The 25,383-nt window shown below is 65.3% G+C and carries 21 protein-coding genes; 7 read left to right on the top strand and 14 right to left on the bottom strand.

What is annotated here, in order from left to right; all coding sequences use genetic code 11:
* Positions 1-89: 89 nt before the first annotated feature.
* Positions 90-1,256, top strand: coding sequence for a ribonucleotide-diphosphate reductase subunit beta (locus METFAM1_RS0108605; protein ID WP_019919205.1), 1,167 nt, complete (start codon positions 90-92; stop codon positions 1,254-1,256).
* 109 nt (positions 1,257-1,365) lie between these two features.
* Positions 1,366-5,154, top strand: a complete 3,789-nt coding sequence (locus tag METFAM1_RS0108600) for a hypothetical protein (protein ID WP_019919204.1) — start codon at positions 1,366-1,368, stop codon at positions 5,152-5,154.
* Between the two features lie 75 nt (positions 5,155-5,229).
* On the opposite strand, the gene METFAM1_RS0108595 is transcribed toward METFAM1_RS0108600, so the two are convergent.
* From METFAM1_RS0108595 to METFAM1_RS0108580, 5 genes are all read right to left on the bottom strand, one after another.
* Positions 5,230-5,550, bottom strand: a complete 321-nt coding sequence (locus tag METFAM1_RS0108595; RefSeq protein ID WP_232419700.1) for a DUF2442 domain-containing protein — start codon at positions 5,548-5,550, stop codon at positions 5,230-5,232.
* Positions 5,505-5,657, bottom strand: coding sequence for a DUF4160 domain-containing protein (locus METFAM1_RS21325; protein WP_269745057.1), 153 nt, complete (start codon positions 5,655-5,657; stop codon positions 5,505-5,507). The genes METFAM1_RS0108595 and METFAM1_RS21325 overlap by 46 nt, the downstream gene beginning before the upstream one ends.
* Before the next feature lie 293 nt (positions 5,658-5,950).
* On the bottom strand, positions 5,951-6,349 hold the full coding sequence (locus METFAM1_RS0108590) for a type II toxin-antitoxin system VapC family toxin (protein WP_019919202.1): 399 nt from the start codon (positions 6,347-6,349) through the stop codon (positions 5,951-5,953).
* On the bottom strand, positions 6,346-6,579 hold the full coding sequence (locus tag METFAM1_RS0108585; protein WP_019919201.1) for a type II toxin-antitoxin system Phd/YefM family antitoxin: 234 nt from the start codon (positions 6,577-6,579) through the stop codon (positions 6,346-6,348). The genes METFAM1_RS0108590 and METFAM1_RS0108585 overlap by 4 nt, the downstream gene beginning before the upstream one ends.
* A 447-nt stretch (positions 6,580-7,026) precedes the next feature.
* The gene (locus tag METFAM1_RS0108580; RefSeq protein ID WP_232419698.1) at positions 7,027-7,932 is read right to left on the bottom strand and encodes a LysR family transcriptional regulator; all 906 of its coding nucleotides are present in this window, start codon (positions 7,930-7,932) and stop codon (positions 7,027-7,029) included.
* A gap of 244 nt (positions 7,933-8,176) precedes the next feature.
* Here METFAM1_RS0108580 and METFAM1_RS0108575 point away from each other — a divergent pair, with 244 nt between their 5' ends.
* Positions 8,177-8,956, top strand: a complete 780-nt coding sequence (locus METFAM1_RS0108575) for a 3-oxoacyl-ACP reductase family protein (RefSeq protein WP_024300585.1) — start codon at positions 8,177-8,179, stop codon at positions 8,954-8,956.
* Between the two features lie 320 nt (positions 8,957-9,276).
* Here METFAM1_RS0108575 and yjjJ read toward each other — a convergent pair whose 3' ends face one another.
* The 6 genes from yjjJ to METFAM1_RS0108545 form a co-directional block, all read right to left on the bottom strand.
* On the bottom strand, positions 9,277-10,620 hold the full coding sequence (yjjJ, locus tag METFAM1_RS0108570; RefSeq protein ID WP_019919198.1) for a type II toxin-antitoxin system HipA family toxin YjjJ: 1,344 nt from the start codon (positions 10,618-10,620) through the stop codon (positions 9,277-9,279).
* A 319-nt stretch (positions 10,621-10,939) separates the two neighbouring features.
* On the bottom strand, positions 10,940-12,385 hold the full coding sequence (locus METFAM1_RS0108565) for a DHA2 family efflux MFS transporter permease subunit (RefSeq protein ID WP_019919197.1): 1,446 nt from the start codon (positions 12,383-12,385) through the stop codon (positions 10,940-10,942).
* Positions 12,386-12,442: 57 nt separating this feature from the next.
* Positions 12,443-13,249 (bottom strand): oxidoreductase, encoded by an 807-nt coding sequence (locus tag METFAM1_RS0108560; protein WP_019919196.1) that lies wholly within the window; start codon positions 13,247-13,249, stop codon positions 12,443-12,445.
* Positions 13,250-13,261: 12 nt separating this feature from the next.
* On the bottom strand, positions 13,262-16,417 hold the full coding sequence (locus tag METFAM1_RS0108555; RefSeq protein ID WP_019919195.1) for an efflux RND transporter permease subunit: 3,156 nt from the start codon (positions 16,415-16,417) through the stop codon (positions 13,262-13,264).
* A complete protein-coding gene (locus METFAM1_RS0108550; RefSeq protein ID WP_019919194.1) occupies positions 16,414-17,550 on the bottom strand; it encodes an efflux RND transporter periplasmic adaptor subunit in 1,137 nt (378 codons plus the stop codon). Before METFAM1_RS0108550 ends, METFAM1_RS0108555 begins: the two co-directional genes overlap by 4 nt.
* An 81-nt stretch (positions 17,551-17,631) precedes the next feature.
* On the bottom strand, positions 17,632-18,249 hold the full coding sequence (locus METFAM1_RS0108545) for a TetR/AcrR family transcriptional regulator (protein WP_019919193.1): 618 nt from the start codon (positions 18,247-18,249) through the stop codon (positions 17,632-17,634).
* Positions 18,250-18,341: 92 nt separating this feature from the next.
* Here METFAM1_RS0108545 and METFAM1_RS0108540 point away from each other — a divergent pair, with 92 nt between their 5' ends.
* Positions 18,342-19,805: an efflux transporter outer membrane subunit gene (locus tag METFAM1_RS0108540; protein WP_019919192.1), complete on the top strand. Its 1,464-nt coding sequence runs from the start codon at positions 18,342-18,344 to the stop codon at positions 19,803-19,805.
* A 132-nt stretch (positions 19,806-19,937) separates the two neighbouring features.
* On the opposite strand, the gene METFAM1_RS0108535 is transcribed toward METFAM1_RS0108540, so the two are convergent.
* On the bottom strand, positions 19,938-20,927 hold the full coding sequence (locus METFAM1_RS0108535; RefSeq protein WP_036271862.1) for a GlxA family transcriptional regulator: 990 nt from the start codon (positions 20,925-20,927) through the stop codon (positions 19,938-19,940).
* Positions 20,928-21,070: 143 nt separating this feature from the next.
* On the opposite strand from METFAM1_RS0108535, the gene METFAM1_RS0108530 reads away from it, so the two are divergent.
* Genes METFAM1_RS0108530 through METFAM1_RS0108520 form a run of 3 tightly spaced genes read left to right on the top strand, consistent with a single transcriptional unit; the run spans position 21,071 to position 22,966 of the window.
* Entirely contained in the window at positions 21,071-21,937 is an 867-nt protein-coding gene (locus tag METFAM1_RS0108530) for a CmcJ/NvfI family oxidoreductase (protein ID WP_019919190.1), read from the top strand.
* Between the two features lie 8 nt (positions 21,938-21,945).
* Entirely contained in the window at positions 21,946-22,548 is a 603-nt protein-coding gene (locus tag METFAM1_RS0108525; protein WP_019919189.1) for a 2-hydroxychromene-2-carboxylate isomerase, read from the top strand.
* Positions 22,526-22,966 (top strand): PaaI family thioesterase, encoded by a 441-nt coding sequence (locus METFAM1_RS0108520; protein WP_019919188.1) that lies wholly within the window; start codon positions 22,526-22,528, stop codon positions 22,964-22,966. Before METFAM1_RS0108525 ends, METFAM1_RS0108520 begins: the two co-directional genes overlap by 23 nt.
* Before the next feature lie 207 nt (positions 22,967-23,173).
* Here METFAM1_RS0108520 and METFAM1_RS0108515 read toward each other — a convergent pair whose 3' ends face one another.
* Both METFAM1_RS0108515 and METFAM1_RS0108510 read right to left on the bottom strand, forming a co-directional pair.
* Entirely contained in the window at positions 23,174-24,082 is a 909-nt protein-coding gene (locus METFAM1_RS0108515; RefSeq protein WP_024300584.1) for a 2Fe-2S iron-sulfur cluster-binding protein, read from the bottom strand.
* A 304-nt stretch (positions 24,083-24,386) separates the two neighbouring features.
* On the bottom strand, positions 24,387-25,295 hold the full coding sequence (locus tag METFAM1_RS0108510) for a LysR family transcriptional regulator (protein WP_019919186.1): 909 nt from the start codon (positions 25,293-25,295) through the stop codon (positions 24,387-24,389).
* Positions 25,296-25,383 lie beyond the last annotated feature (88 nt).

Below are 25,383 nucleotides of genomic sequence, written 5' to 3'. Positions count from 1 at the left end.
GGCTAGCGGAGCCAGCTCCGCGCATCGCTCCACCTGACATAAAGCAATACCCGGCGCGCAGCGCGCGCCGACTGAAGGAGAAAACAACAATGCTGAGTTTCGAAGACGACCTGCCGATGACCGCACCGCAACCCGGTCTGGCGCTGCGCACGCCCGCATCGCGTCCGTTCGAACCCGACTCGCGCGAACTGCCGATGTCGCCGCCGGCCACGCCGGCCGCCCAGGGCGACGCGCGCATGCGCCGCATCCGCGCCGAAGACAAGCGCGTCATCAACGGCGGCACCGACGTGAACCAGCTCGTGCCTTTCAAGTACAAGTGGGCCTGGGAAAAGTACCTCGCCGGCTGCGCCAACCACTGGATGCCGCAGGAAGTGAACATGCAGCGCGACATCGAACTGTGGAAGTCGCCGAACGGCCTGACCGAAGACGAGCGCCGTCTGGTCAAGCGCAACCTCGGTTTCTTCGTCACCGCCGATTCGCTGGCCGCCAACAACATCGTGCTCGGCACCTACCGCCACATCACCGCGCCCGAGTGCCGCCAGTATTTGCTGCGCCAGGCCTTTGAGGAGGCCATCCACACCCACGCCTACCAGTACATCGTCGAGTCGCTCGGCCTGGACGAAGGCGAGGTGTTCAACGCCTATCACGAAGTGCAGTCCATCCGTGACAAGGACGAGTTCCTCATCCCCTTCATCGACGTGCTGACCGACCCGGCCTTCAAGACCGGCACGCCCGAAGCCGACCAGCAACTGCTGAAGAGCCTCATCGTGTTCGCCTGCCTGATGGAAGGCCTGTTCTTCTACGTGGGCTTCGTGCAGATCCTGGCGCTGGGCCGCCAGAACAAGATGACCGGCGCCGCCGAGCAGTACCAGTACATCCTGCGCGACGAGTCCATGCACTGTAATTTCGGCATCGACCTGATCAACCAGATCAAGCTCGAAAACCCGCACCTGTGGACCCCGGAATTCCGCGAAGAGCTCAAGGCCCTGTTCCGCAAGGCCGTCGAGCTGGAGTACCGCTACGCCGAAGACACCATGCCGCGCGGCGTGCTTGGCCTCAACTCGAACATGTTCAAGGAATACCTGCGCTTCATCGCCAACCGCCGCGCGCAGCAGATCGGTCTGGACGTGCTCTACCCGGGCGCGGAAAACCCCTTCCCGTGGATGAGCGAAATGATCGACCTGAAGAAGGAACGCAACTTCTTCGAAACCCGGGTGATCGAGTATCAAACGGGTGGGGCGTTGAGTTGGGATTGATGTTTGAGTAAAGAGAAAAGCCGGCGAACGCCGGCTTTTCTATTTTGCGGATTGATCGATTCGTTCGCGCTAGCGATGCATAGACTAGGGAAACCGGGACAGCCTGCATATGTTCGAGGTAACAGGTACCGATATCAGCAATCTGGATGACGCCGATTTGCGTACCCTGGTCGCCCGGCTTGCACTGGCAGAGCTACGAAAACAGGGTTGTCCTTTGTCGGCGGTCACTGCGGGCGGCGACCAGGATGCGGCGGATGGCGGAGTCGACGTGCGCGTGCAGTGTTCCGTATCGATCGCAAGCCCTGACTTCGTGCCACTGTCCAACACCGGCTTTCAGGTGAAGAAGCCGAAGATGCCGCCGAGTGCCATTAGTAACGAAATGCGGCCGAAGCCAACGGGTGGCGGTGATAGAAAACTGCGGCAGGTCATCTGTGAGCTCGCAACGGTGTCGGGCGCATACATCATCGTCAGTTCACAGGATTCGGTTGCGGACAGGCCACTTGCCGACCGGCGGTCGGCGATGCGCGAGGCACTGCACGACCTCCCCAATGCGGCCGATCTCTATACGGACTTCTACGACCGTGATCGCCTCGCTACATGGGTCAATGAGTACCCGGGCGTCGCCGCTTGGGTCCGCAATCGCACAGGTCTTGGTTTGTCGGGCTGGAGCAGCATCGGCGGATGGACCGGAACGCACGTTACTGAAGAGACTCCTTATCTTTTCAATGACAAGGCCTGTCTGACCGATGAGCGCTCGCGTGAGCGAGAGCGATTGACTATTGCCGAGGGCATCGAGCGACTCCGTGCGGCACTTCGGACGCCAAAGCAATGCATCCGCTTGATCGGTCTATCAGGCCTTGGAAAAACCCGCTTCGTTCAGGCGTTGTTCGAGAGCGGAGTCGGTGAAGAGCCGCTCGATCCGAGCGTCGCGATTTACACTGACTATTCAGCGGAAACCATCCCGACCGCACGCGACATGGCCCGACAGCTCCTGCAGAGCGGGCAGCGGGCCATCCTTGTCGTCGACAACTGCAACCCTGCGACCCATGCGGAGCTCGCCCGCATCTGCTCGAACAGCGCTAGCAAGGTCAGCCTTCTCACCGTTGAATACGATGTTCGAGACGACGAGCCTGAGCTGACCGGTGTCTTTCGACTGCAGTCCGCTTCAACCGATCTGGTCGCGGCTTGGCTCAAGCAGTCTTTCCCGGATATGTCCCAGGTTGATCAGCGAACCATCGCTGATTTCAGCGATGGCAATTTTCGCGTTGCCCGAGCGCTGGCGGAAACGCTTGGCCGGGGAGAGACATTGGGCAAACTCAAGAGCCGCGAGCTGTTCGAGAGACTCTTCCAGCAGCGTAATCATCCCGATCAAAATCTGTTGGTCGCGGCTGAGGAGCTGTCTTTGCTCTATTCGGTCAATGGCGAGGACACCTCCGGAGAGGGCGAGCTTGCACGCATCGGCACGCTGCGTTCGGTCAGTGCATCGACTCTTTACGCTGCGCTTGCCGAGCTTCGTCGGCGCGGCATTGCTCAGGTGCGAGGCCGCTGGAGGGCTATCCTTCCGCAAGCGATCGCCAACCAACTTGCGACTTACGCGCTTCAACGGATTTCGCCACCAGACTTTGACCGGTTCAGCGCCTCGCTGACTCCGCGCATGCAGAGGTCACTCTCTCGTCGATTGGGCTATCTCCACGATAGCAGTGAGGCCCAGGCAACGGTCGCACGCTGGCTACGAAGTGACGGAGCCCTTGGTGATCTCGTGGCGCGGGGACGTGAAGGCCTCTATATCTTGACCAACATCGCTCCGATTGAGCCTGAGGCGGTTCTGGCTAAGCTGACGCAAGAACTAAATGGCCCGAACGGCGCGTCATTGATTTCGCTGACCGAGGTAACTCGATGGCAACGGATCTGCCTGATCAAAGCGCTTGGCTATGAGCTGCAGATGTTTGATGCCGCGGCATCACTGCTTGCGCGCTTCCTCGCCGCTGAGCCGGATGACTATCGTCAGAATTCGGTCCGCAGTAGATTTGGGGAGCTTTTTCAACTGTATCTGTCCGGGACCCAAGCGCTGCCCGAGCAGCGTCGCGCGTTCGTGCGGCTACTGGCAAGGTCCGGCGATGCCGACAAGCGGCGTTGTGCATCCGTCGCGCTCAATGCGCTTCTGACGACGCGTGGCTTTAGCTCCTCAAGCAACTTTGATTTCGGAGCACGTTCGCGCGACTGGGGATGGCTCCCTAAAGTCGATGAGGACGTCGGAGAGTGGTTCGACGGTGCGATCGATCTCGCCGTCGAGTTGTCTCAGGTCCTGCCGGAAGCGAGAGGCATACTGGCCAAAAATGTTCGCGGCTTGTGGGGCGTCGACGCTTGCCACGACGCCCTCGACCGTGCAGCGAGCGCCCTCGTTACGGTGAAGCCATGGATCGAAGGCTGGATCTCTTTCCGCGCTGCACTTCGCTTCGAGGGCAACGTGATGCCCGAACGGGTCCGAATGCGGCTTGAGACAATCATTGAGCGGCTCAAGCCTTTAGACCTCCTAAACCGAGCGCGTGCGATCGTATTCAACCGCGCTAGCGGTGGCTGGGATATTACGGACTGCGAGTCAGATGACGGCGATGTGATGAAGCCGTGGCGCAGGGCTGCCGAGATGGCGCGGGACGTCGGACGACAATTGGCGAATGACCGCGAAACGCGCGCCAGTTTCCTGACCGAGCTAATGACCGAGCCTCGTGCCGAGCGGGTGTTCGAGTGCGGCCTCGGCCTCGCCGAAGGCGCGAGCGACCTTGCAGCGATCTGGCGCGAGTTGGCCGGTTGCTTTGAGACGGCAGAGCCGAACGGGCGCAATGCGACCGTGCTGGGAGGGTTCATCTACGAAGCGCACCGGCGTGACAGCGATTTTGGCGAAGCCTGCCTCGAAGCCGTGACAGTAAGTCCGGCCTTGAGCCGTAACCTACCTTACCTTCAGGCGCGCATTGGGATCGACGAAAATGGAATCGCCCGCTTGAGGCGGGCGATCGGAATAGGGGCGGTCCAAGCTTCCGACTTCGCAAACATTGCTTGCGGCGTCGTTGGCAATTCACCGCCCGAAGCATTGGCTAATCTGTTGGGCGACATCGCCACTCTGCCGGGTGGGGTCGAGGTCGCGCTTGATATCCTGCACATGCGCTTACATTGCGATCGTGAGGCGGACCGGCAGCACCCCCTGTCATTGATCGTGCGTGGCCGTGAGTTGCTGTGTCGAGCTGAATTCAGCAGTAATGTCGCATTGCGCGACTATGGACTGCATGTGGTCATTCAAGTTTGTTGTGCGGGCAACGATGGCGAATCAACAGTGCGCGAAGTCTGCGCGCATATCTGCAGTGAGATGGAGGTCAGACATCTCTCGCGGCACGATTTGAGCCACGTGCTGAAGGCGCTGTTTGACACGCAGCCGGTTGCTGCCCTTGACGTCTTCCTGTTACCGGCGAAGCCTAGTGGAAGCTGTAGTCTCCGCAACGAAGACTTTGGTAACCCGATCGAGAACATGGATCCTGAGGTCCTGCGTCAATGGGCGGATCGTGAACCAGCCGTGCGGTACAAGGCGTTAAGTCATGCAATCTCGATGTTCAAGGGCAAGTCGGACGATGTAAGTAATGGCATTTCGCCACTGTTTCTTGACTTGCTCGATCATGCCCCGGACAAGCAAGCCTTCCTTGGCGATCTGTGGACGCGATTTCACCCGCGTAGTTGGAGCGGCTCACTCGCCAGCATCCTTACCGGCCGTAAGTCTGCCGTGATGGTGTTACGCGAGAGTCCGCATGAAGATGTCAGGCAATGGGTAGATACCATTTTGCCCAATCTTGATCGCTGGGTTGAACAAGAGCGGCTGCGGGATCAAGAGGCGGAAGAGAGCTTCGAGTGATGAGCCGTTAGAGGATGTTTCGTTGTCTGCCGCTTGACGGCCCTGCGACATCCGAGGTGGTTCGTGTCTATAAGGTTAAAAGGGTACAGACCAAAATTTATTCACCCGGATCTGTTCATACATCCACGCCGGGTCCATGTCTGCTCCGTTGGGCCAGGTCACGGCGCCGAGATTCAGGCGGGCCTGATCGAAAAAGGTCTTGTCCTTGAGCGCTTCGAAGATGCCGCATTCCGTGGCCGTCAGAATCGCTGAAAAATCCGCGATGCCCTGCGTGTCATCCATGAAGGTGACGGCCAAGCGGTAATCGGGCAGCACCGAAAGCGCCTTGATCCGCCAGGGCGCTGCGGGGATCACTTCAGTGGTTTGATCCGCTTCGGGCGTTGTCTGGATTGACACAGCGTCCAGTCCTCCATCAGTTCGGTGCGATGTTCCATCGCCCATTCAATGGTCAGGGCAAGTGCCCGGCGCGGCAGGCTGGCGCCTGTTACGTCAAGCGTCCGGATGTCGATCAGGGCCTCGTGTTTGGCGTAAAGCGCCTGAAACCGCGGTAGGCGTGTTCACGCCAGAGCATCGGGATAACGATACCGAAGAACTGGCTGATCGTGGGCATGGGCAGGATTATGCGCCTGAGCTTTGCAAGGTGCAGGCGGCAAATCGATTGCGGAGCGACAACAAGGTGCAAGTAGCCATTCCGCGTTGCGTGCGACTCAAGTGACTGACTGCGCAGGCGCCGTCAGCGCCATGGCAGCTCAGGTCTGCGGCTACAAATTGCGCACCCGGCGGCCCTCCCGCCGTTTCACCAGATCGCCCGCACATGCGGGTAGCTCCTGATCTTTTCGTCGGCGCTGACGAGCGGTGCGGCGAACTTGCGCGCGGTGGCGACGATGATGCGGTCGGCCGGGTCCTTGTGGAAGTCGCCCGGCAGTTGCACGCTCTTCACGGCGATTTCACTGTCCACCGGCACGATCTGTACCGCGTCGATCCGGCTCAGGGTGTCGAGCCAGGATGCGACGTCCATCGACAGCGCGACGCGCCCGCGCTCGACCAGCATGGCCAACTCCCAGGCAGACATGCTTGAAACGAGGATCTGGCCGCCGTCCATTTCGGCGTCGATTGCGGACGCTGCGGCGGCGGACAATTGCGCGCGTTCGCCGTTGGCCCACCACAGCAGCGCGTGGGTATCGAGCACGATCACCGTGCGGCATCCCAGTCGTCTTCTCCCACCGGTTCGGTCGGCCGGTCATAGCGCAGCACCGAGCCGCGCAGGATGTCCAGTGGCGAGCGCTCCCGCTGTGTGAAGCGACGTACTTCCAGCCGCGGTTCGCCGCGGTCGGTCACGATGAGGGGTTCGCCGCTGCGTTCCACGTCGCGGAAGTATTCGAGCGCGCGCGCTTTGAACTGCGATTTCGATACTTCGGTACTCATATCGAGCCTCTTCTGAGCATGGTCATGGAACCATAGTCATGGTAAGTGCGGATCGGGTTTCAAACAAGGAGGCGTGTGTCTTCTGCGCCGTCACTCAGTGCACGCCAGTCCGATGTACCACGCCGAACCGCTCCGCCTGCATGGCGCGCGTGGCCACGTCCGGTACGGGTGCTTCGCGTGTATGGGCAAGCACCATCGCTGAACTGCCTTGTTCTGCGATGAGAGCGTGAGTGATGCGGGTCAGTTGTTACCCGCATTCAGGAGGCAGCGATGACCGCTACGACCAAGCTGAAACTTCCGGACGACTTGAAAGCGCGCATCGCTGCGGTAGCGCAGCGGTCCGGCAAAAGTGCGCTCGCTCTCATGAGCGGGGCGCTGGAGCTGCAGACTGAACTGGCCGAGCGTCGCACAGCCTTCGTGGCCGATGCGCTGCTGGCGCGTCCGGATTCAGAAGGCGGAGAACCGCTGTGCAAGTTTCTGTGTGCGGAAGTGCGCGACGATGAAATCGACGAACGCCCGCGTCTTGGCGGGCAACAGTTTCTGCGCCGAGAAATAGAGTGAAAGCGGCCCGGCGTCGACGTACCAGTCGGGCAGCACGCGAACGAGTCGCCCGTGTTCGAGATACGGCAACGCATTGGGCATGCTGACCACCGCGATGCCAAGGTTCTGCTCCGCCGCTTCGAGCGCGGCCGCGGGGTCGCTCATCGTCATGCGTAGCTGCATCGTGATCGGCCGCTGTTCCATACGCCGCGGATCGGTGCTGTGAATCAGCGCCCAGGGCCGGATGCGCCCGGTCTGCGGCGAGCGGATGAAGATGCCGTCATGGGCAGCGAGCTCGTCAGGGTGCGAAACAACCGGACGCCCCGCGAGATAGCCCGCCGAGGCCACCAGCACGACGTGCGCGCGCGCAAGTTCCCGCGCCACCAGCCCTGGCGGCAATTCGAAGCCTCCGCCGATGGCTGCGTCGAAGCCCTCGGCGATCAGATCCACCGCCCTGTTATCGAAATGCCAGTCAGGCACGATGGCCGGATAGCGCCTGAGGAAATCACTCAGCAAGGGCACGATGTGCTCGCGCCCGAAAGCATTGCCCATGCTGACCTTCAGCGTTCCGGCCGGTTGCCCGTGCGCATCGGCCAGGTTGGCCATGGCGCTCTGTATGGTGGCAAGACTGCCGCTGACTTCACCCAGAAAGCGCTCGCCGGCCTCGGTCAGCTTCAGGCTGCGCGTGCTGCGGTGGAACAGCCGCACGCCGAGGCGCATTTCCAGCTTTGCAACGCTCTTGCCGACGGCCGCCGATGTCAGGCCCAGCCTTCGCGCGGCTTCCGAAAAGCTGCCGGCTTCTGCGCTGCGCACGAAGCACTCGATGCTGCTTAGACTTTCCATGAGATCGAGGCGCCGGGATCTTGATGCGCGCAACCCTTACCTGAGGGCCGGGGAGCCGACATGCTCATGACCACGAACCGGGTCGCATTCTGATTTGATCCAGATGGTTTCAAATACATAAACCGATTATAGGATTATCACGCCATAGTGTTCGGTGGATAGTGCGCTCCATGGACAGCAGATCGCTGCGCCACATCGCCCAAGGAGAACACTCATGTCACACCCCGCTCAAACCGCCCAGTCCGCTTCCCAACACCTCGCCGGAAAAGTGGCCTTCATCCAGGGCGGCTCGCGGGGCATCGGCGCCGCCATCGCCCGACGCCTCGCCCGTGACGGCGCTGACGTCGCGCTCACCTATGCCAACTCGCCGGAACGTGCAGCCGAAGTGGTGCGCGACATCGAAGCTGCCGGCGGTCGGGCCATCTCCATCAAGGCGGACAGTGCGGATGCCGAGCAGATCAAGGCCGCCGTACAGCATGCCGCCGACACCTTCGGAAAGATCGACATCCTGGTGAACAATGCCGGCGTGCTCTTGCTGGGCAACGTAGCGGAGGGCGAACTGCCTCTGGCCGACATCGATCGCACGCTGGCCGTCAACGTGCGCAGCGTGATCGTCGCGTCGCAGGCCGTCGTACGTCATATGGACAAGGGCGGGCGCATCATCAGCATCGGCAGCACCAATGCGGACCGGATGCCCTTCCAGGGTGGGTCGATCTATGCGATGAGCAAGTCCGCCCTCGTCGGGCTGACCAAGGGACTCGCACGCGACCTCGGACCGCTCGGCATCACCGTCAATAACGTCCAGCCCGGGCCGATCGACACGGACATGAATCCCGCTGACAGCGCGTTTGCGGCAGACCTCCTGGGTTTGATGGCATCCGGCCGATACGGGCAAGTCGAGGAAGTCGCGGGCTTCGTGGCCTACCTCGCCGGCCCTGAAGCGGGCTACATCACCGGTGCCAGCCTCACGATCGACGGCGGCTTTGGCGCATGAAATCCGGCGGGTGCGATGCCGCGCTGAGTGGCGGTCGCACCCGTAACGGGCGCACGCATCCGGCGGTCTTCGCACAGACATCTGCGGTTCTTCGATAGTTGTGCGGTGGTCTTTGGGCGAGAGCCGGGCATGGTGGGCTCTGCGGTGCCACGTTCTTGGGCAAGCCTCAGGGTCAGCCCCCCCGAATCTCTCGCCGATGAGGTGTTCGATCACCTGAAAGCGCGCGTGGCAGGCGCGTTCGCCCGAAAGCCTGATCTGCCGTCGATCTGAATGCCGGACGTGCCGCAAGGTATTCCCATGGTTCTGGCCTCGCGCGCCGCTCACCCCAGCCGCGCAATCCGCGCGCTCGCCGTGTCGAGGTGATTCACCAGCGCCGCGATGCAGGGCGCGAATCGTGCGCTGAATCCGCCGTCGCCTGAGACGCGCGCAAGGTAGGCGCGCGCCAGCGCTTCGGCCTGGCGCCAGGTGTCGTGGGCGACGCCGGCGTGGATGACCGCCTCCGGCACGGTGTCCGGCAGGCCGCCGCCGCTGCGCGGGGCGAAGGCCATGGGCGTCATGTCGTAGGCGGGGGCGAGCGCATAGGGGCGGCCCTGTTCGGCGACGAAGGACAGGTTGCCGCCGTGCATGTCGGTGTTGCCGATCAGCGTGCCGAAGGCCCACAGCAGGCAGGCGCCAGCGGCCGCTTCGGGGGCGATGTGGCGGTCGCGCGCCAGTCGGTGCGCGATGCCGGGCCAGCCTTCCGCGGCGGCGCCCACGAACTCGGCATCGAGCGCGGTGAGCGACAGCAGTGCGCGCCGGCCGAGCGGGCCGACGCGGTCGAAGCGTTCGACCTGCAGGAAGCGTTGTCCGCCGTGCTCGATCAAGGTGGTGAGGGCGGCCGGGATGCCGGCCTCGCGCAGCACCGAGAGCGCGAGGTGTTCGGCGCGCAGCAGATCGCGCCAGCGCTCGCTCACCGGGCTGTCTTCGACTTCGCTGAACTTCACGATCACGTGCCGGGGGCCGGCCGGCGTCATCGCGCAGGCCGTAAATTTCGGCTGTTCGCCCCCTGCCGACGAACCGGGTGCGTCGCCTTGTGCTGCTTCGGCGGCCAGACGGACATAGGTTGCTGCAAGGTCGGTGTCGGCGATGGGGGCGGGCAGGGGCTGCGACAGAAAGCGGTCGCGGGCGACCTCACCCACCAGCAGATTCCCCACCATGTCGTGACCGTGTGCCAGCAGTGCGCGCAGCGCGTGTGTGTCGCTCCAGTCGGCGAGCCGCGCCGGCAGCCCGAGCGCAGCACCGTGACGCGCAGCGTGGGCGCGGCCGAGAAAGCCCTGCGGGCGCATGTCCATCAGCCACCAGGGCAGGCTCTCGCTGTGCAGCGTTGCGCCATCGGTCTGGTGCATCACGAAACCGTCGGGCCGCACCGGCACCAGCGTGCCGAGCAGCGTGATCCGGCCTTCGCTGTCGACGCGGTGGATGGGGATGTCCGGCAGCCCGCGCACCGTGTCGCGCAGCGCGTAACGAATGGATCGCGCGGCGCCGATGCGCACGATGTCGTCGCCCAGCCCGGCCAGCGCACGGGACACCGTCGGCTGGCTGATGCCCATGCTTTCAGCCAGTTGGCGCGCGGTCAGCGGCCCGCTGCTGAGGCGAAGCCGTATCGATTCGGCGTGGGGCGACATTTTTTGAATGGATCGGTGAATAGATAAATGAATATATCACCCACTCGCGTTGAGTGCGCACCTCCGGCGCTCGCCGACAGCAACTCACTCGTCGCGCGCCCTCTCGCCTGCGCCGGATCGAAGTTCGCGGCGGTCCAGCCAGACACTGACGGAGACCGCCCTCGGCCGACGTTGCGGCGATCGACCTGAACGAGACGGGCCAACTTCTTCGAGAACCGGGTGACCGAGTAACGGACGGACGGCGCGATTCACGCTTCGATGTCGATGATCGCCGCGCTCGATGAATGCCATTGCATGAAGCGCCTGGCTCGGGCCCCGCTCATTTTTTCGCACCGGCTGCGGGCGCGGTGTTGACGGGCAGGCACAGCGCGGCGGTCAGCAGTGCCAGACTCATGTGGCACAGATAGACGGCATCGAAGTCGGCACGGTGCAGACTTGCGCCGCCCAGCAACAGCACGGTGAGGGCGACCCCCATGACCGAGCCGATCTGACGTATCGCCTGGTTGACGGCGCTGCCGACGGCGTAGTGCTCCGGCGGCAGGTGGCTGGCGGCGGCGCCTGACAGCGATGGCAGCACCATGCCCACGCCGATGCCGCTCATCACCATGCCCGGCAGCCAGTGCGTCAGATAGGCGGGCTCGGTGCCCGGCACCATGAAAAACCACAGCGCGCTGGCCGCGTAGATCAGACAACCGGCGACCAGCACCGGGCGGTGACCGTGCCGGCCGGCCAGACGACCCGACAGCGCTGCCACCGGAACTACCAGCAGCGGCCCGGGCGCCATGGCCAGGCCGGCCAGTGGAAGCGGGTAGCGCCAGATCGCGTTCATGTAGAAGAAGAAGGCGAAGAACATCATCGAGAACGCGGTGCCGAAGCTCAGCGTTGCCAGATTGACGTAGCGGTAGGTAGCGTTGCGAAACAGCCCCGGATCCACCAGCGGCGCCTCGGCCAGCCGGGCCCAGACGACAAAGCCGAGGATGCTCGTCAGCCCGACGCCGGCGGTGGCGAGCAGGTCATGACGCGACCAGTCAGGCGAGTCGGCCTGCACGATGGACAGCGCCAGCGCGCCGATGCCGTGGACCAGCAGGGCGATTCCAACCAGGTCGAGCGGTCGCCCCCGCGCCGGCTGCTTTGCTTCCGTCAGCAGCGTTGCACCGCGCCAGATGGCAAGCATGCCCAGCGGCACGTTCAGATAGAACGCCCATTGCCATCCGAGCGACGCGATCACGAAGGCGCCCAGGCTGGGGCCCACCGCCGCGGCCAGACCACCCACCGCGCCCCACAGGCTGACCGCCACGGCACGCCTGTCGGCGGGGAAGGCCGCCAGCACGAGCGAGAGCGAAGCCGGCGTCAGCAGTGCGGCGCCCAGGGCCTGGAAGACTCTTGCCGCGACCAGCCACTCCACGCTGACCGCCAGACCGCAGGCAACGGACGCCGCCAGAAACAGCGCAACACCGGCGAGAAAAACCTTTTTGCGCCCATGCCTGTCTGCCAGGCCGCCCGAAGGAATCAGCATCGCGGCATAGACGACGGTGTAGGCATTCAGCACCCAGGAGAGGTCTGCCGCCGTGGCCTGCGGAAAACCTGCCCGCAGGGCGCTGAAGGCGGCGAACAGCATGGTGCCGTCCATCGACACAAGAAACACCGCCACGCTGGCGACCCAGAACACCGGCCACGGCGAGGCGGCGCCGGCAGGCAGGGCGGGTGACGCCTCTTCGATGATCGGCGGCGAGCCCGCCACGGTCTGGCTGTCGGGGACGGTCATGGCGCGCGCATAGTCGGTTGGTGATTTCTCATGGGCGGGCTCGGTCGGTGCGGATGTTCAGGCGAGCCCGAAGGTCTTCCGCAGGCCCTTCTCGACCGGGCCGGCGGGCATGAAGCGGCGCAGCTTGGCCAGCAGAGACGCTTCGCCCTTCGGCGTATGGCGCATCTTCCATGTACCCAGCGCGGCGCCGACGATCGCGGCGGCGACGCCGTCGGGCCGGGGCGCCTTCTGGACATTGTTCTGGATGGCGCGCGAAACGATGCCGAGCTCCTCGTTGTAGTCGGGAATCCTTGAAGTGGCGTGGGGCGCGTTGACATCCAGATTGGTCCGGGTGAAGGACGGTTCGACCAGCGCGACGCGGATGCCGAACTGGCGGACCTCGTGGTCCAGCGATTCGGACAGACCTTCAACCGCATGCTTGGAGGCCGCATAGAGCGCCATGTAGGGCGCCGGCAGGAAGCCCAGCACCGAACTCACATTGACGATGCGGCCGGAGCGCTGCGTGCGCATGTGCGGCAGCACTGCCTTGGTCGTGCGCAGGAGGCCGAAGAGGTTGGTGTCGAACAGCGTCTGCGCTTCGGCGATCGATGTTTCTTCGGCCGCGCCCAGGAGGGTCACGCCCGCACTGTTGACCAGCACGTCGATGCGCGCGGCCTGCGCGATGACCGCCTGGATTCCGCGCTTGACCGAGGCTTCGTCGCGCACATCCATCTCGATCAGCGCAACGCCCGGTACCGGCTCTGCCTTGGCAAGGTTGCGCACGGTGCCGAACACCTGGCAACCCTGACTGGCCAGGCTCAGGGCGGCGGCGCGTCCGATGCCCGACGACACACCGGTAACGACGACCACTTTGGAATGCGACATGACAGTTCCTTTCTATAGGTGACTGGGTTGGAGCACGGACGGGTCAGCGCTGCGCCCCGCGGGCCTGATCCTGAACCAGATGGAATACATGGCCGGCAGGAACACCAGAGTCAGAACGGTGCCGGCGAAGGTGCCGCCGATCAGGGTGTAGGCGAGCGTTCCCCAGAACACCGACTGGGTGAGCGGGATGAAGGCCAGGATGGCGGCGAGGGCGGTCAGGATGACCGGACGCGCGCGCTGCACGGTGGCTTCCACCACCGCATCAAAGGGGGCCAGGCCCGCCTTCTCGTTGTCGTGGATCTGGCCGATCAGGATGAGCGTGTTGCGCATCAGGATGCCGGCCAGCGCAATCAGGCCGACCAGCGCGTTGATGCCGAAGGGCTGGTTGAACAGTAGCAGCGTGGGCACCACCCCGATCAGGCCCAGCGGCGCGGTGGCGAACACCATCGTCATCGCCGAGATCGAGCGGACCTGGAAGATGATGGTGATCAGCGTTAGCGCGATCATGACGGGGAAGACCGGCAGCAAGGCGCTGTTGGCCTTGGCGGATTCCTCGATGGAACCGGCCAGTTCGATCCGGTAGCCCGCCGGCAACCTGGCGATGATGGGCTGAAGATCCTGCCAGACGGCGGTGGACACATCCGGCGGCTGCAGGCCCTCGGCGATGTCGCCGCGCACGGTGATGGTCGGCGTGCGGTCGCGGCGGCGCAGGATCGGGTCTTCCATCTGAACCTCCACCGAGCCCACCTGCGACAGCGGAATCCGCTGGCCGGTCGCGCCGACCAGCGTGAAATCGCCGATCCTGGCCGGATCGAGCCGGGTGTGCCCGGCCGAGCGGGCAGCGACCTGCACCGAACGGATGTCTTCGCGCACCTCGGTAATGGGGATGCCGCTCAACAGGAACTGAAGCTGCTGCGCCACGTCGCTGGAACTGAGGCCGAGGCTCTGCAGCCGGTCCTGGTCGAGCGAGAAGCGCAGGGTGGGCACGCGCTCGCCCCAGTCGGTATTGACCGTGCGCATCTGCGGCGAGGCCTGCATCACGCCGCGCACCTCTGCGGCGATCTCGCGCAGCGTGTTGGCGTCCGGCCCCATCACTCGGAAGGCCACCGGGAAGGGCGAGGGCGGGCCGAACACCAGTTGGGTGGCCCGTACGCGCGCTTCCGGCGCCAGACCGTCGGCCACCGCCTGGCGCAGCCGGAGTTTGAGCGCCTCGCGCGCGTCCTGGTCGTCGGTGAGGACGACAATCTTCGAGAAGGACGGGTCGGGCATCTCCGGCGACATGGCCAGATAGAAGCGCGGTGCCCCTTGCCCGATGTAGGCGGTCACGATCTTCGCTTCCGGCTGCTCGGCCAGCCACGCCTCGACCTTGGCGACCGCCGCACTCGTCTGCTGGATCGCGCTGCCATAGGGCATCTGCACTTCGATCAGCACCTCCGGCCGGTCCGAGGTCGGAAAGAACTGCTTGTTGACCACGCCCATGCCCAGCACCGCGACGACGAAGACACCGATCACGCTCGCCGCCACCAGCCACTTGCGCTGGATCACCGATCCGAGCAGGCGGCGGAAGCGCTGGTAGTTCGGCGTGGCGTAGATCGCCCCGTGCCCGCCCTCGCGCGGCGTGTAGTTGGGCAGCAGCTTGACCCCGAGATAGGGCGTGAACACCACGGCGACGATCCAGGACGCGATCAGCGAAATGCCGACGACCCAGAACATGTTGCTGGTGTATTCGCCGGCGGTCGATTTGGCGAAGCCGTTCGGCATGAAGCCGATCGCCGTCACCAGCGTCCCCGACAGCATGGGCGCCGCGGTGTGGCTCCACGCGTAGGCCGCCGCGCGGATGCGGTCGTAACCTTCCTCCATCTTCACCACCATCATCTCGATGGCGATGATTGCGTCATCGACCAGCAGGCCGAGGGCGAGGATCAGCGAACCGAGCGTGATGCGGTCGAAGTTCTTGCCGGTGGCGGCCATGACGACGAAGACGGCGGCCAGCGTCAGCGGCACTGCGGCCGACACCACGATGCCGGCACGCCAGCCCATGCTGAGGAAGCCCACCAGCATCACCACGCCGAGCGCGGCAACGAACTTGAGCATGAATTCATCGACGGCCGAACTGATGTTGACGGACTGGTCCGTGACCTTGGACAGGCTGATGCCCAGCGGGAGTTCGGCGTTGATCGCGGCAGCTTCGGCCTCCAGCGCGCGGCCGAGATCGAGGCCGTTCCAGCCCTCGCGCATCACGACCTCGAGCAGCAGGGCCGGTTCACCGTTGTTGCGGATGAGGAAGCTGGCCGGGTCCTCGTAGCCGCGCTTCACCTCGGCCACGTCGCCGAGCTTGAGCGTGCGTCCGCGCGCCGCGACCGGCGTGTTGCGGATCGCCTCCAGATCGTCGATCGCGCCGTCCAGCCGGATGAAGACCTGCGGTCCCCTGGCTTCGATCGAGCCCGCGGGCGTCATGACGTTGCGCCCGTTCAGCGCGGCGAAGAGGGCTTGCGGCGAGACGCCGAGGGTCGCGAGGCGGTCGTGTGAGAACTCGACGAAGATCCGCTCGGCCTGTTCGCCGATGATGTTCACCTTGTTGACGCCCGGCACGTGCAGCAGGCGCTGGCGCAGTGTCTCGGCATCGCGCACGAGCTGTCGCTGCGCGGCGCCGCGCGCCTTCAAGGCGTAGAGCGCGAAGGTCACGTCGGCGTATTCGTCGTTCACCATCGGGCCGATGACGCCACGCGGCAGCTTGAGCGCCTCGTCGCCAAGTTTCTTGCGCGCCTGATAGAACTCCTCGGGTACGTCAGCCGGCGGTGTGCTGTCGAGCAGGTTCAGCGTGGTAAAGGCGAGGCCCGGGCGCGTGTAGGTCTCGGCCCGGTCATACCAGCGCAATTCCTGCAGGCGCTTTTCCAGCGGTTCGGCGACGAGTTCTTCCATCTCCTTTGCGGTGGCGCCGGGCCAGGCGGTGACCACGGTCATCTGCTTGATCGTGAAGGCCGGGTCTTCCGCCCGGCCCAGCGTCAGGAACGCCACCGCGCCGGCGACGAAGATCACGATCATCATGAACAGGGTGACCGAGCGCTCGCGTACGGCCAGAGCCGACAGGTTGAAGGCGCTCGGCGAATCCGCCGCCGGGTGGCGGGAAGGGGCCGCGCCTTCGGTCGAATGCGTCGGAGAGCTCATTGCAGCGCTCCGCTGGACGCCGCCACACGTGCGGCGTTTTTGCTGTCTGCCACGCGGACGTGTTCGCCTTCCTGCAGCAGGTGGGCACCCAGCACGACGATGCGATCCCCGGCGGAGACGCCGCCGGTAATGGCAGCCGTTTCGGTACCGAGGCCGGCCACCTGAACGGCACGCCAGGTGACCCGCGTACCGGGTTCCGAGCCGGGCTCACCTTCGACCACCCATACACCGGGTCCCTTGCCGGGATCGAAGAGCGCACCGATCGGCACCTGCAGCGCCGGGGCGGCGCCGTCGCGCGGGATGTGGATGGATACGGTCGAGCCCAGCGGCGCTTCCGCCAGCCGGCCCTCCAGCACGTAGCGCGCTTCGAAGGTGCGTGTAAGCGGGTTGGCGGCATCCGACAGCTGGCGCAGCCGGGCTGCACCGGTCAGCCCGCTGCCGTACAGCGTGGCGACGCCTGCCGAGCCGACCGCCGGGCGCAAGGTTTCGGGGAGATCGACCACCGCTTCGCGGCGACCGACATGGGCGAGACGGACGACCACCTGCCCGGCGCCGACGACCTGGCCCGGCTCCACCAGGGTGTCCACCACCACGCCGTCGGCGTCGGCGAGCAGGACTGCGTAGCCGGTTTCGTTGCGGGCCATGTCGGCCTGCGCCTGGGCTGCGTCCAGTTCGGCCCGGGCCGCGTCGGCGGCGGCCTTGATCTGATCGTAGGCGGAAGCGGACACCGCGCCAGTCGCGACGAGATCGCGGTATCGCGCTTCGTCTTCTGCGGTCTGGCGTGCCCGCGCCGTGGCAGCGGTGACGGCCTCGTCACGGGCGCGCGTGGCAAGCCGCAGGTCGGTGGGGTCGATGCGCATGAGCGGCTGGCCGCGCTTGACGGTCTGGCCGGTGTCGACCAGGCGCTCCACGATCTTGCCTGGAACACGGAAACCCAGATCGCTCTGCACCCGCGCCGCAACGACGCCGGTGAAGGACCGCTCAGCCTGTGCGGCGGCCTCAACTGCTCCGACCCGTACCAGGGGAATCCGGGTGCGCGGGTCGATCGAAGACGTGGCCTCGCCGCACGCCGCCAGAGCCAGAGGCAGCAGGCCGACGACGGCGAAGAAGGGAAGAGTGCGGCGCTGGAACATGGTGACCTCCGGGAACGAAGGCCTCCATCCTCCATCTAGTGACCAATATTGTCAATAGTCACTTTTCACTTCTTGCTGCCCTCAGGGTGCAAGACTGCGCAGCACCAGATTGGAGAGCTGCGTCGGTGCCTCGTCGGCCACATCCAGGTTGTACTGGAGCAGCAACGGATTCACATACGGCTGCATGACCAGATCGATCGCGTGCACGGTCTCGTCCAGCGGGGTCTTGCGCTCGAACTCTCCGCTCTCCCGACCTTCGCGGACGATCTCGGTCAGGATCTGCCGTATGCGCTCGCAGTAGGCGCGAGCGGACGGCCAGCCCTCGCCGGCGGAATGCGCAGCGATGTCGTACAGCTTGCGGTCGTTGAAGAACAGGCCCACGCCTGTCGACACCAAGGTCTTGAACATTCGTCGGAATTTCTCCGTAGGCGTGGGCGCGCCGGCCACCGCTTCCTCCACCGCAAGAATGATGGCGCTCAAGGACTGGGCGCAGATGGCCTCGCCGATGGCCTGCTTCGAGTCGAAGAACTTGTAGATGTAGGCCTTGGAAAAACCGATCGCCTTGGCCAGGTCCGAAACCGTGGTCTTTTCGTAGCCGTAGTGACTGAAGTGTTCTCCGGCCGCCGCGACGATCTGCTCTCGAACGCTGTGGTCGACGGGACCGCGCGCCTGGGGTGTGCTTGTGTCAATTTCGCTCATGGAAAAACGATACCGCGTCGATGATGGCTTGACAATAAGTGACCAAGTTGGATTATAGTCACTTCACGCATTCAACTTTCCGGGAGATCTTAATGTTCGCCTATCCCCGCTCCCTCGTCCTGCTTCTGAGCGCCGCTGTCTTGACGGGCTGCGCCGTCGGTCCTGAGTATCGACAGCCCGAGATCGCGCTCTCGCCGGTCTTTATCGGGCAGGAGGCTGTTGATCGCCGGCAGGTTCTGCATCAGGCGGACCTCACGAACTGGTGGGCCGCCTTCCATGATCCTCTGCTTGATCGCTTCGTGTCCCTGGCGCAGGAACAGAACCTGGACATCGCGCAGGCGGCGGCCCGGGTCGCCCAGTCGCGTGCCGGGCTTGGCGCAGCCAACGCCGCACTGCTGCCCTCGGGCCAGATCGCCGGTGAAGCGGCCAGGGCGTATCGCTCGGTCGAAACCCCCTTGGGGCAGATCCTGAATTCGGCGCCCGGTTTCGACCGTTACGGCAGTGCCTACGAAACCAATGTTGCCGCGAGTTGGGAGCTGGACGTGTTCGGTGGTCTGCGCCGCGGCCGGGAGGCGGCATGGGCCGAGTATCAGGCTTCGGAAGCGGGCGCGGTCGCGACGCGTCTGGCAGTGACGGCACAGACAGCCGACATCTACATCACCATCCGTGGATTGCAGGCCCGGCTCGACGTCGCTCGTCGACAGGTACGGACGCAGCAGGACTTGCTCGCAACCATCAAGCTTCTGCATGGAAAAGGGCTCGCAGCCGAACTTCAAGTGAGGCAGGCGGAAGGCGCGCTGGCCCAGGTTCAGGCCTCGGTTCCGGTGCTGGAAGCGGGTCTGGACGCCGCCATGAACGCGCTGGACCTGATGCTTGGCTCTCCTCCCGGCACGCATCGGGCGGGGTTGGCTGAAACCCGAGATATTCCGGCTGCCCCGCAGATCGTCGCCACGGGGACGCCGGCCGACCTGCTTCGCCGCCGGCCCGACCTGATCGCGGCCGAGCGTCGCCTGGCCGCGTCCAGCGCACGCATCGGCGGCGCCATCGCCGAGTACTACCCGAAACTTTCTCTGAGCGGACTGATCGGCAGCGCGACATCGGTGGCGAGCGGCAATCTGTTCACCAGCGGTGCCGGTCAGGCCGCAGGCGTGCTCGGCCTGCGCTGGCGTCTGTTCGATTTCGGCCGCATCGATGCGCAGATCGATCTGGCGAAGGGGCAGGAGGCGGAACTGCTCGCTGCGTATCGACTTGCCGCCTTGCGGGCAACCGAGGACGTGGAGAACGCGCTGTCGACCTTGGTCAGGCGCGAAGAGCAGGCGGCAGTGCTGACTCGAGGTGTGGACGCCTTCGGTCGCGCACGGGACGCCTCGTTTGCCGCGTATCAGAAGGGTGTCGTCAGCCTGATCGAAGTCCTGCAAGCCGACGAAAACCTGTTACGTGCCGCCGATGCGCGCGTTCAGGCACAAACGGAATCGGTACGCGCAGCGGTCGCTGCCTTCAAGGCACTGGGGGGCGGTTGGCAAGCACGCGAATCGGACGCGCTGGTGGTCAGGTAGCCGCGGGGGCCATAGCGCAAGGGCCTCGCTCGGGGTGGCTGCTGGGGAGCACGGGCGGGTCATGAAGCACGTCGCGATCTTCTTCACCGCCTGTGATCGAGCGGTGGCGAGGCAGTGGGTGGTGCGTTTCGGTCAGCTTCCGTCGCTCGCCGCGCGTGACCGCGACCGCACGTCCCGCGCCGTAACGCCGCGCTCGCGGCGCAGCAGTTTGCGCAGCGTCGACGGGTCGGCGTAGCCGACCTGGGCGGCCACCGATTCCAGCGAGGCGTGGCCGGTTTCGAGCAGCTGGGTGGCGCGCTCGACGCGCAGTTTCTGCACGTACTGGATGGGCGACATGCCGACCGCCGACGCGAAGTGGCGGCTCAGCGTGCGCGGCGTCATGTGCAGCGCGTCGGCCAGCATGGCGAGCGTGACCGGTTCGCCGAGGCGGCTCTGCAGCCAGCGGTCGGCGCGCTGCAGCGTCGGCGTCTGCCGTGCCAGATGTGACGCGATGGCGTACTGACTTTGCGATACGCGGTGGTCCAGCATCAGGAAGCGCGCGCAGCTGCGCGCCAGTTCGTCCGAGCCGTGGCGCGCCACCAGCGCGAGCATCAGGTCGGCCTGGGCGAGCGCGGCGCCGGCGGTGCTGATCGGGCCGTCGCTGACGACCATGCGCGCCATGTCCAGATCGACCCGCGGGTAGCGCTCGCGGAACCACGGCGCCAGCCACCAGCTGGTGGTGGCCATGCGCCCGTCGAGCAGCCCCGCCTGCGCCAGCGCGAAGGTGCTGACGCAGGACGCGGCCACTTCGGCGCCGCCTTCCAGCCAGCCGCCCACTCGTTCCGTCGCCTTCACGACCTCGCGCGTCGACAGCCATTCCTCCAGCGCTTCGCGCTGGGCGCGGTTGGCGCCCGGCAGCAGCACCAGATCCGGCGGCGGCAGGTCGGCCATGCGCACAAGCGGCCCCACTTCAAGCCCCGAGCCGCTGCGCTCCCGGCGCCGTCCGGTGCCGGTCAGTGTCACCTCGAACAGCGGTGCTCGCCCGGCCTGGAGACACAGCCTGTTGGCGGTGTTCATCACGTCCAGCGTGATGCCCAGGCTGATGTCGAGCACGCCGGGCAGGATCAGTACGGCTGTTTTCATGGTGTCCATATTAGCCCGATTGATGTCGATCAAGACACTCGATCGAGACGTCCGGAAGCCGCAGCATGAGTCCTGGGCACTGAAGGCCGCATCTGCTCGGCAACGGCGGCGAGTGCCTGCCCGACGACTACCAGGAGCCTCATGTGAATATCCCTGACGAACGCTTCCTTCCTCGCGACCGTGCCCGCCCGGCGCACACGACCGGCGGACTGGACTACCTGCACGACAGCGCGGGCGTGCCGTTCAACTACATGTACCCGCCGCCCGACGGTGAGCCGTGGGAGAACTGCAGCTACCGCACGCACACGGTCGACATTGTCGATGCCCGGCCGGCCGCGCAGCACTTCCTGCTTCACCGTCACGGCTTCGAACTGCGCGAAGTGCCGACCCGCCTCGATGACTTCACCGACGACGCGCTGATCCGCGCCCGCTACTACCCGGAAGTCGAGGCCATCGCGTGCGACGCGGCCGGCGGTGTTCGCGCGCTGTGCTTCGACCACCAGATCCGCCGCCGCAGCCGCGACGAACAGCAGCTCACCTTCGGCCGGCAGAACGCCCAGGCCTCGGCGGTCGGGCGCGTGCATAACGACTACTCGGAGGCGAGCGGTCTGCGCCGCCTCGCGCTGGTGCTGCCCGACGAGGCGGTGCGCGCGCGTATCCGGCGCTATGCGGTGGTGAATGTGTGGCGCCCGTTGATCGAGCCGGTGATCGACGCGCCGCTGGCGCTGTGTGATGCGAGGTCGGTGATGGCGCAGGATCTGGTTGCGGCGGAAATCCGCTACCCAGGCCGCAGCGGCGAAATCTACGTGCTGAAGCACTCGCCGCTGCACCGCTGGCATTACTTTCCGTGCATGACGAGGCGCGAGGTGCTGGTGTTCAAGCAATACGACTCGCAGGCGAGCGGGGTGTCGCGTTTCACACCGCACGCCGCCTTCCTCGACCCGGCCGCACCGGCCGACGCGCCGCTGCGCGCCAGCATCGAGGCGCGCTGCCTCGTGCTGTTCGACTGAGGCGCGCCATGAACGACCCGGTCATTGAATACTGGTTCGACTTCGCCAGCCCCTACAGCTATCTGAGCACGGCGCACATCGACACGCTGGCGCGGCTGCGCGGCGTGCGCGTGCTGTGGCGACCGCTGCTGCTCGGCCCGATCTTTCGCGCCGCCGGCTGGCAGGCGTCGCCCTTCCTGCAGCAGCCGGCCAAGTTCGCCTGGATGTGGACCGACCTCGCGCGACAGTGCGCGCGGCACGCGCTGCCCTGGCGCAAGCCGTCGCAGTTTCCGCGCAACGGCATGGTGCCCGCGCGCATCGCGCTCGCCCACGCGGACGCGCCGTGGATCGCGGCTTTCTGCACCCGCGTGTTCGAACTGAACTTCGTCGATGACGCGAACATCGACGACGTCGATGCGATGTGTCGCCTGCTCGCCGAGCTGGGCCAGCCGGCCGACGCCGTGATCGCGCGCGCTCAGTCGCCCGAGGTGAAGCAAGCACTGCGCGCGCAGACCGAGCAGGGCGCGCAGCGCGGGCTGTTCGGCGCGCCCAGCTTCTTCGTCGGCGACGCGCTGTACTGGGGCAACGAACAGCTCGAGGACGCACTCGATGCCGCCGCCCGCCGTTGCTGAGCACAGCGGCGTGCCGGACGGTTTCACGCCGCGCGTGTTGCGCGGCCCGTTCTTCGGCGGCCGCACGGTGTTCACCGGCGGCGCGCTCACGGATCTGTTCGCGGCACGCATTACCGCCGACGACTGCAACGGGCTGGGCATCACGCACGGCGGCGTCATCGCCACGCTGGCCGACATCTTCCTGGTCGGCTTCATCGCAGCGCAACTGCCAATGCAGGCCCGGCTGGTGACCGCCAGCCTGATGGTCGACTACCTCGGCCCGAGCCGTGCGGGTGACTGGCTGCTCGGCCGCATCCATGCGCACCGCATCGGTCGGCGCCAGTGCGTCGCGGCGGGCGAGTTCCGCGTCGGCGAGCGGACGGTTGCGCTGATCAAAGCGAGCTGCGCCCTCCTTGCTGATACCCAAACGCCGCAATGACGAATCGCTGCTTTGCTGTTACCCCCGAACCGCCTTACTACGTCGTGATCTTCTCGGCGCGGTGCACGCCGGGCGACGACGGGTCAGCACCCGGTGCGGTAGGTCCGGGATGGAAGGGAATGAACGGGCCGGTATTCGCCAGCGGAGTGGACTGACGGGAGGCCACGCCGCCGCCGCGCCCGCGCCCGTTCATACGTCACGCCTGCTTCAGCCGGCGACCGCTTCCGCCGCGCGACGCAGGGCGGCCTCTTCCTGCTCGATCCACTGCTTCAGCTTCTCGACGTGTTCCGCCTCTTCGCGTACGAACTCCTTCGCCACCTTGCGGATGTTCTCGTCGCGCGTGGTGTTGGCAATCGCGTAGTAGAACTCGTAGCCACGGCGTTCGCCCTGCAGCGCGGCCTTGAGCGCACCGAGACGCGTCAGGGCCGGATCGCCGGCCCACAGTGCGGTCTTTTCCGGGGTGGTGTTGTCGGGCCATGCGGAACTGGCCGGCAGGTTTTCCACCACCTCGTACTTCGCGCACCTGGCCTTGGCTTCTTCCAGATGCAGGCGCGAATAGCTGCCGAGCTGCGCGAACAGCGCAGCCACGTCGCTGTTGCCACAGGCGTTCATGCGCTCCGCCAGTTCTTCGAAGTGCACGGCAGCGTCTTCTTCGACCTTGACCGCATAGTTCAGGAACTGGTCGAGCGTCTGGATGCCGACACCGCCCTTGTAGATCGCGGCGGCGATCGATAGCGCCGGTCCCTTCACCGGCTTGGTCACGTCGCCTTCGAACACGACGGCGATATCTTCGTCGCGAACGAAGCACTGGCAGGCGAGCCGGTGACGCGGCGGCATGTCATTCACTTCGGCGTCCATGATTTCCTGCTTGGTGATCTTGCCGAGCTGACGCAGGATTTCCTTTTCCTTTTCGGTCAGGGCGATGCCATAGCGCACGGTCGGGCTGTAGTGCACGACCTCCACCAGGCACGAGCCGCATTCACCGTCCTGACAGTCGAACGGAATCGGGATGTTGTTGGCTTTGGCGAGGGCGAGCAGCGTGCCGCGCTCACCGGCCACCGCATAGACCGTTAGGTCGCGCGGCATCAACGGAGAAGAGAAGGTTACGTTAGCCATTTCGGGGCTCCAGGTTGTGTCCGGATCGGACCCGGTCTGATTGCAAGTTGCATGCCCCTCGAATGGCGCCTCCGTGTAATCGTCATGACATGAATGCGTGCCGAGAAGTCACTGATCCACATCATGAAATGTTGGTTTATCCGGCTTTCACGAAGGTGGATGAATGACGAAGTTGATCTGCTTCAAGGCGGTTTGAAAGTGCTGTGCTAACGCCTGCGCTGCAGGGGCGTGGCGCTTTGTGGACAGACCTGTCGGCTACGCAGTGTTTGCGACACAAGGCGCATCGCCGACGACCGCGTGCAGTTCAACTTCCGTCCTGGCCGTCGTCCTTCAGGCCGGCGACGAGGGCGTCGAACACCCGACGCACGCGCGCCGGCACCGGGCCGCGCTGCGGGCGATACACCATCACGTCCCACGGCGGCGGCGCGTCCTTCTCCAGCACCTCGACCAGTCGCCCGGCGCGCACATGGGTGCGCGCCAGATAGTCGGGCAGCTGCGCGAACGCGATGCCGGCCAGCGCAGCTTCGCATTCGGCCGCCGGGTCGTCGGTGAAGAAGGCGGGCTGCTGTGGCAGCAGCGTGCGCTCGCGGCTGAAGAACCAGTGCCACGGGCGGTTGGTGTTGCGGTTGATCAGCGCGCTGGTGGGCAGCGCGTGCAGCGCATCGACCGAGGGCGGCAGGCCGACGCGTTCGATCAGTGCCGGGCTCGCATGCACACCGAACGCCACTTTGCCGACCCGACGCATCACGATGCGCGCGTGGCTCAGCACACCCATGCGCACGCCGATGTCGATCTGTTCGTCCACGGCGTCGCTCAGTTCGTCCGACAGCCGGATGTCGATGGCAATGCCGGGGTGCTCCACCGCGAGCCGGGTCAGGATGGGCAGCACGAGCAGACGACCGAGCGCGCGCGGCGCGGTGATGCGCACGCGCCCGGCCATCGCCGTGGCCGCGCGCTTCTCCGCGGGCCGCAGCACCTCGTCGAGTTGCGACAGCGTCGCTGCGGCTTCGGCCGCCTTGGCGGTGCCGAACTCGGTGATGCGGGTTTGCCGCGTCGTGCGGAGGAACAGCGTTTCGCCGAAGTGATCTTCGAGCCGGCGGATGGCCCGGGTGACCGCCTGCGGCGACAGGCTCAGCCGGGTGGCGGCATCGCGGAAGTTCTTCGCGTCGGCGGCGGCAACGAAGATGCGCAGCGCGTCCTGCAGTGAATTCATCGTGTGCCTCGAAGTGGAATACTGAAATCCAGATCATTCCATTTATTTCCACTCTTCGCATCCCGATACTGGCTACATCACCCATTCA

Source organism: Methyloversatilis discipulorum (assembly GCF_000527135.1).
Taxonomy (GTDB): Bacteria; Pseudomonadota; Gammaproteobacteria; order Burkholderiales; family Rhodocyclaceae; genus Methyloversatilis; species Methyloversatilis discipulorum.
Note: the sequence above shows the minus strand (reverse complement) of the source record. Positions and strands in the feature narration are given on the sequence as shown.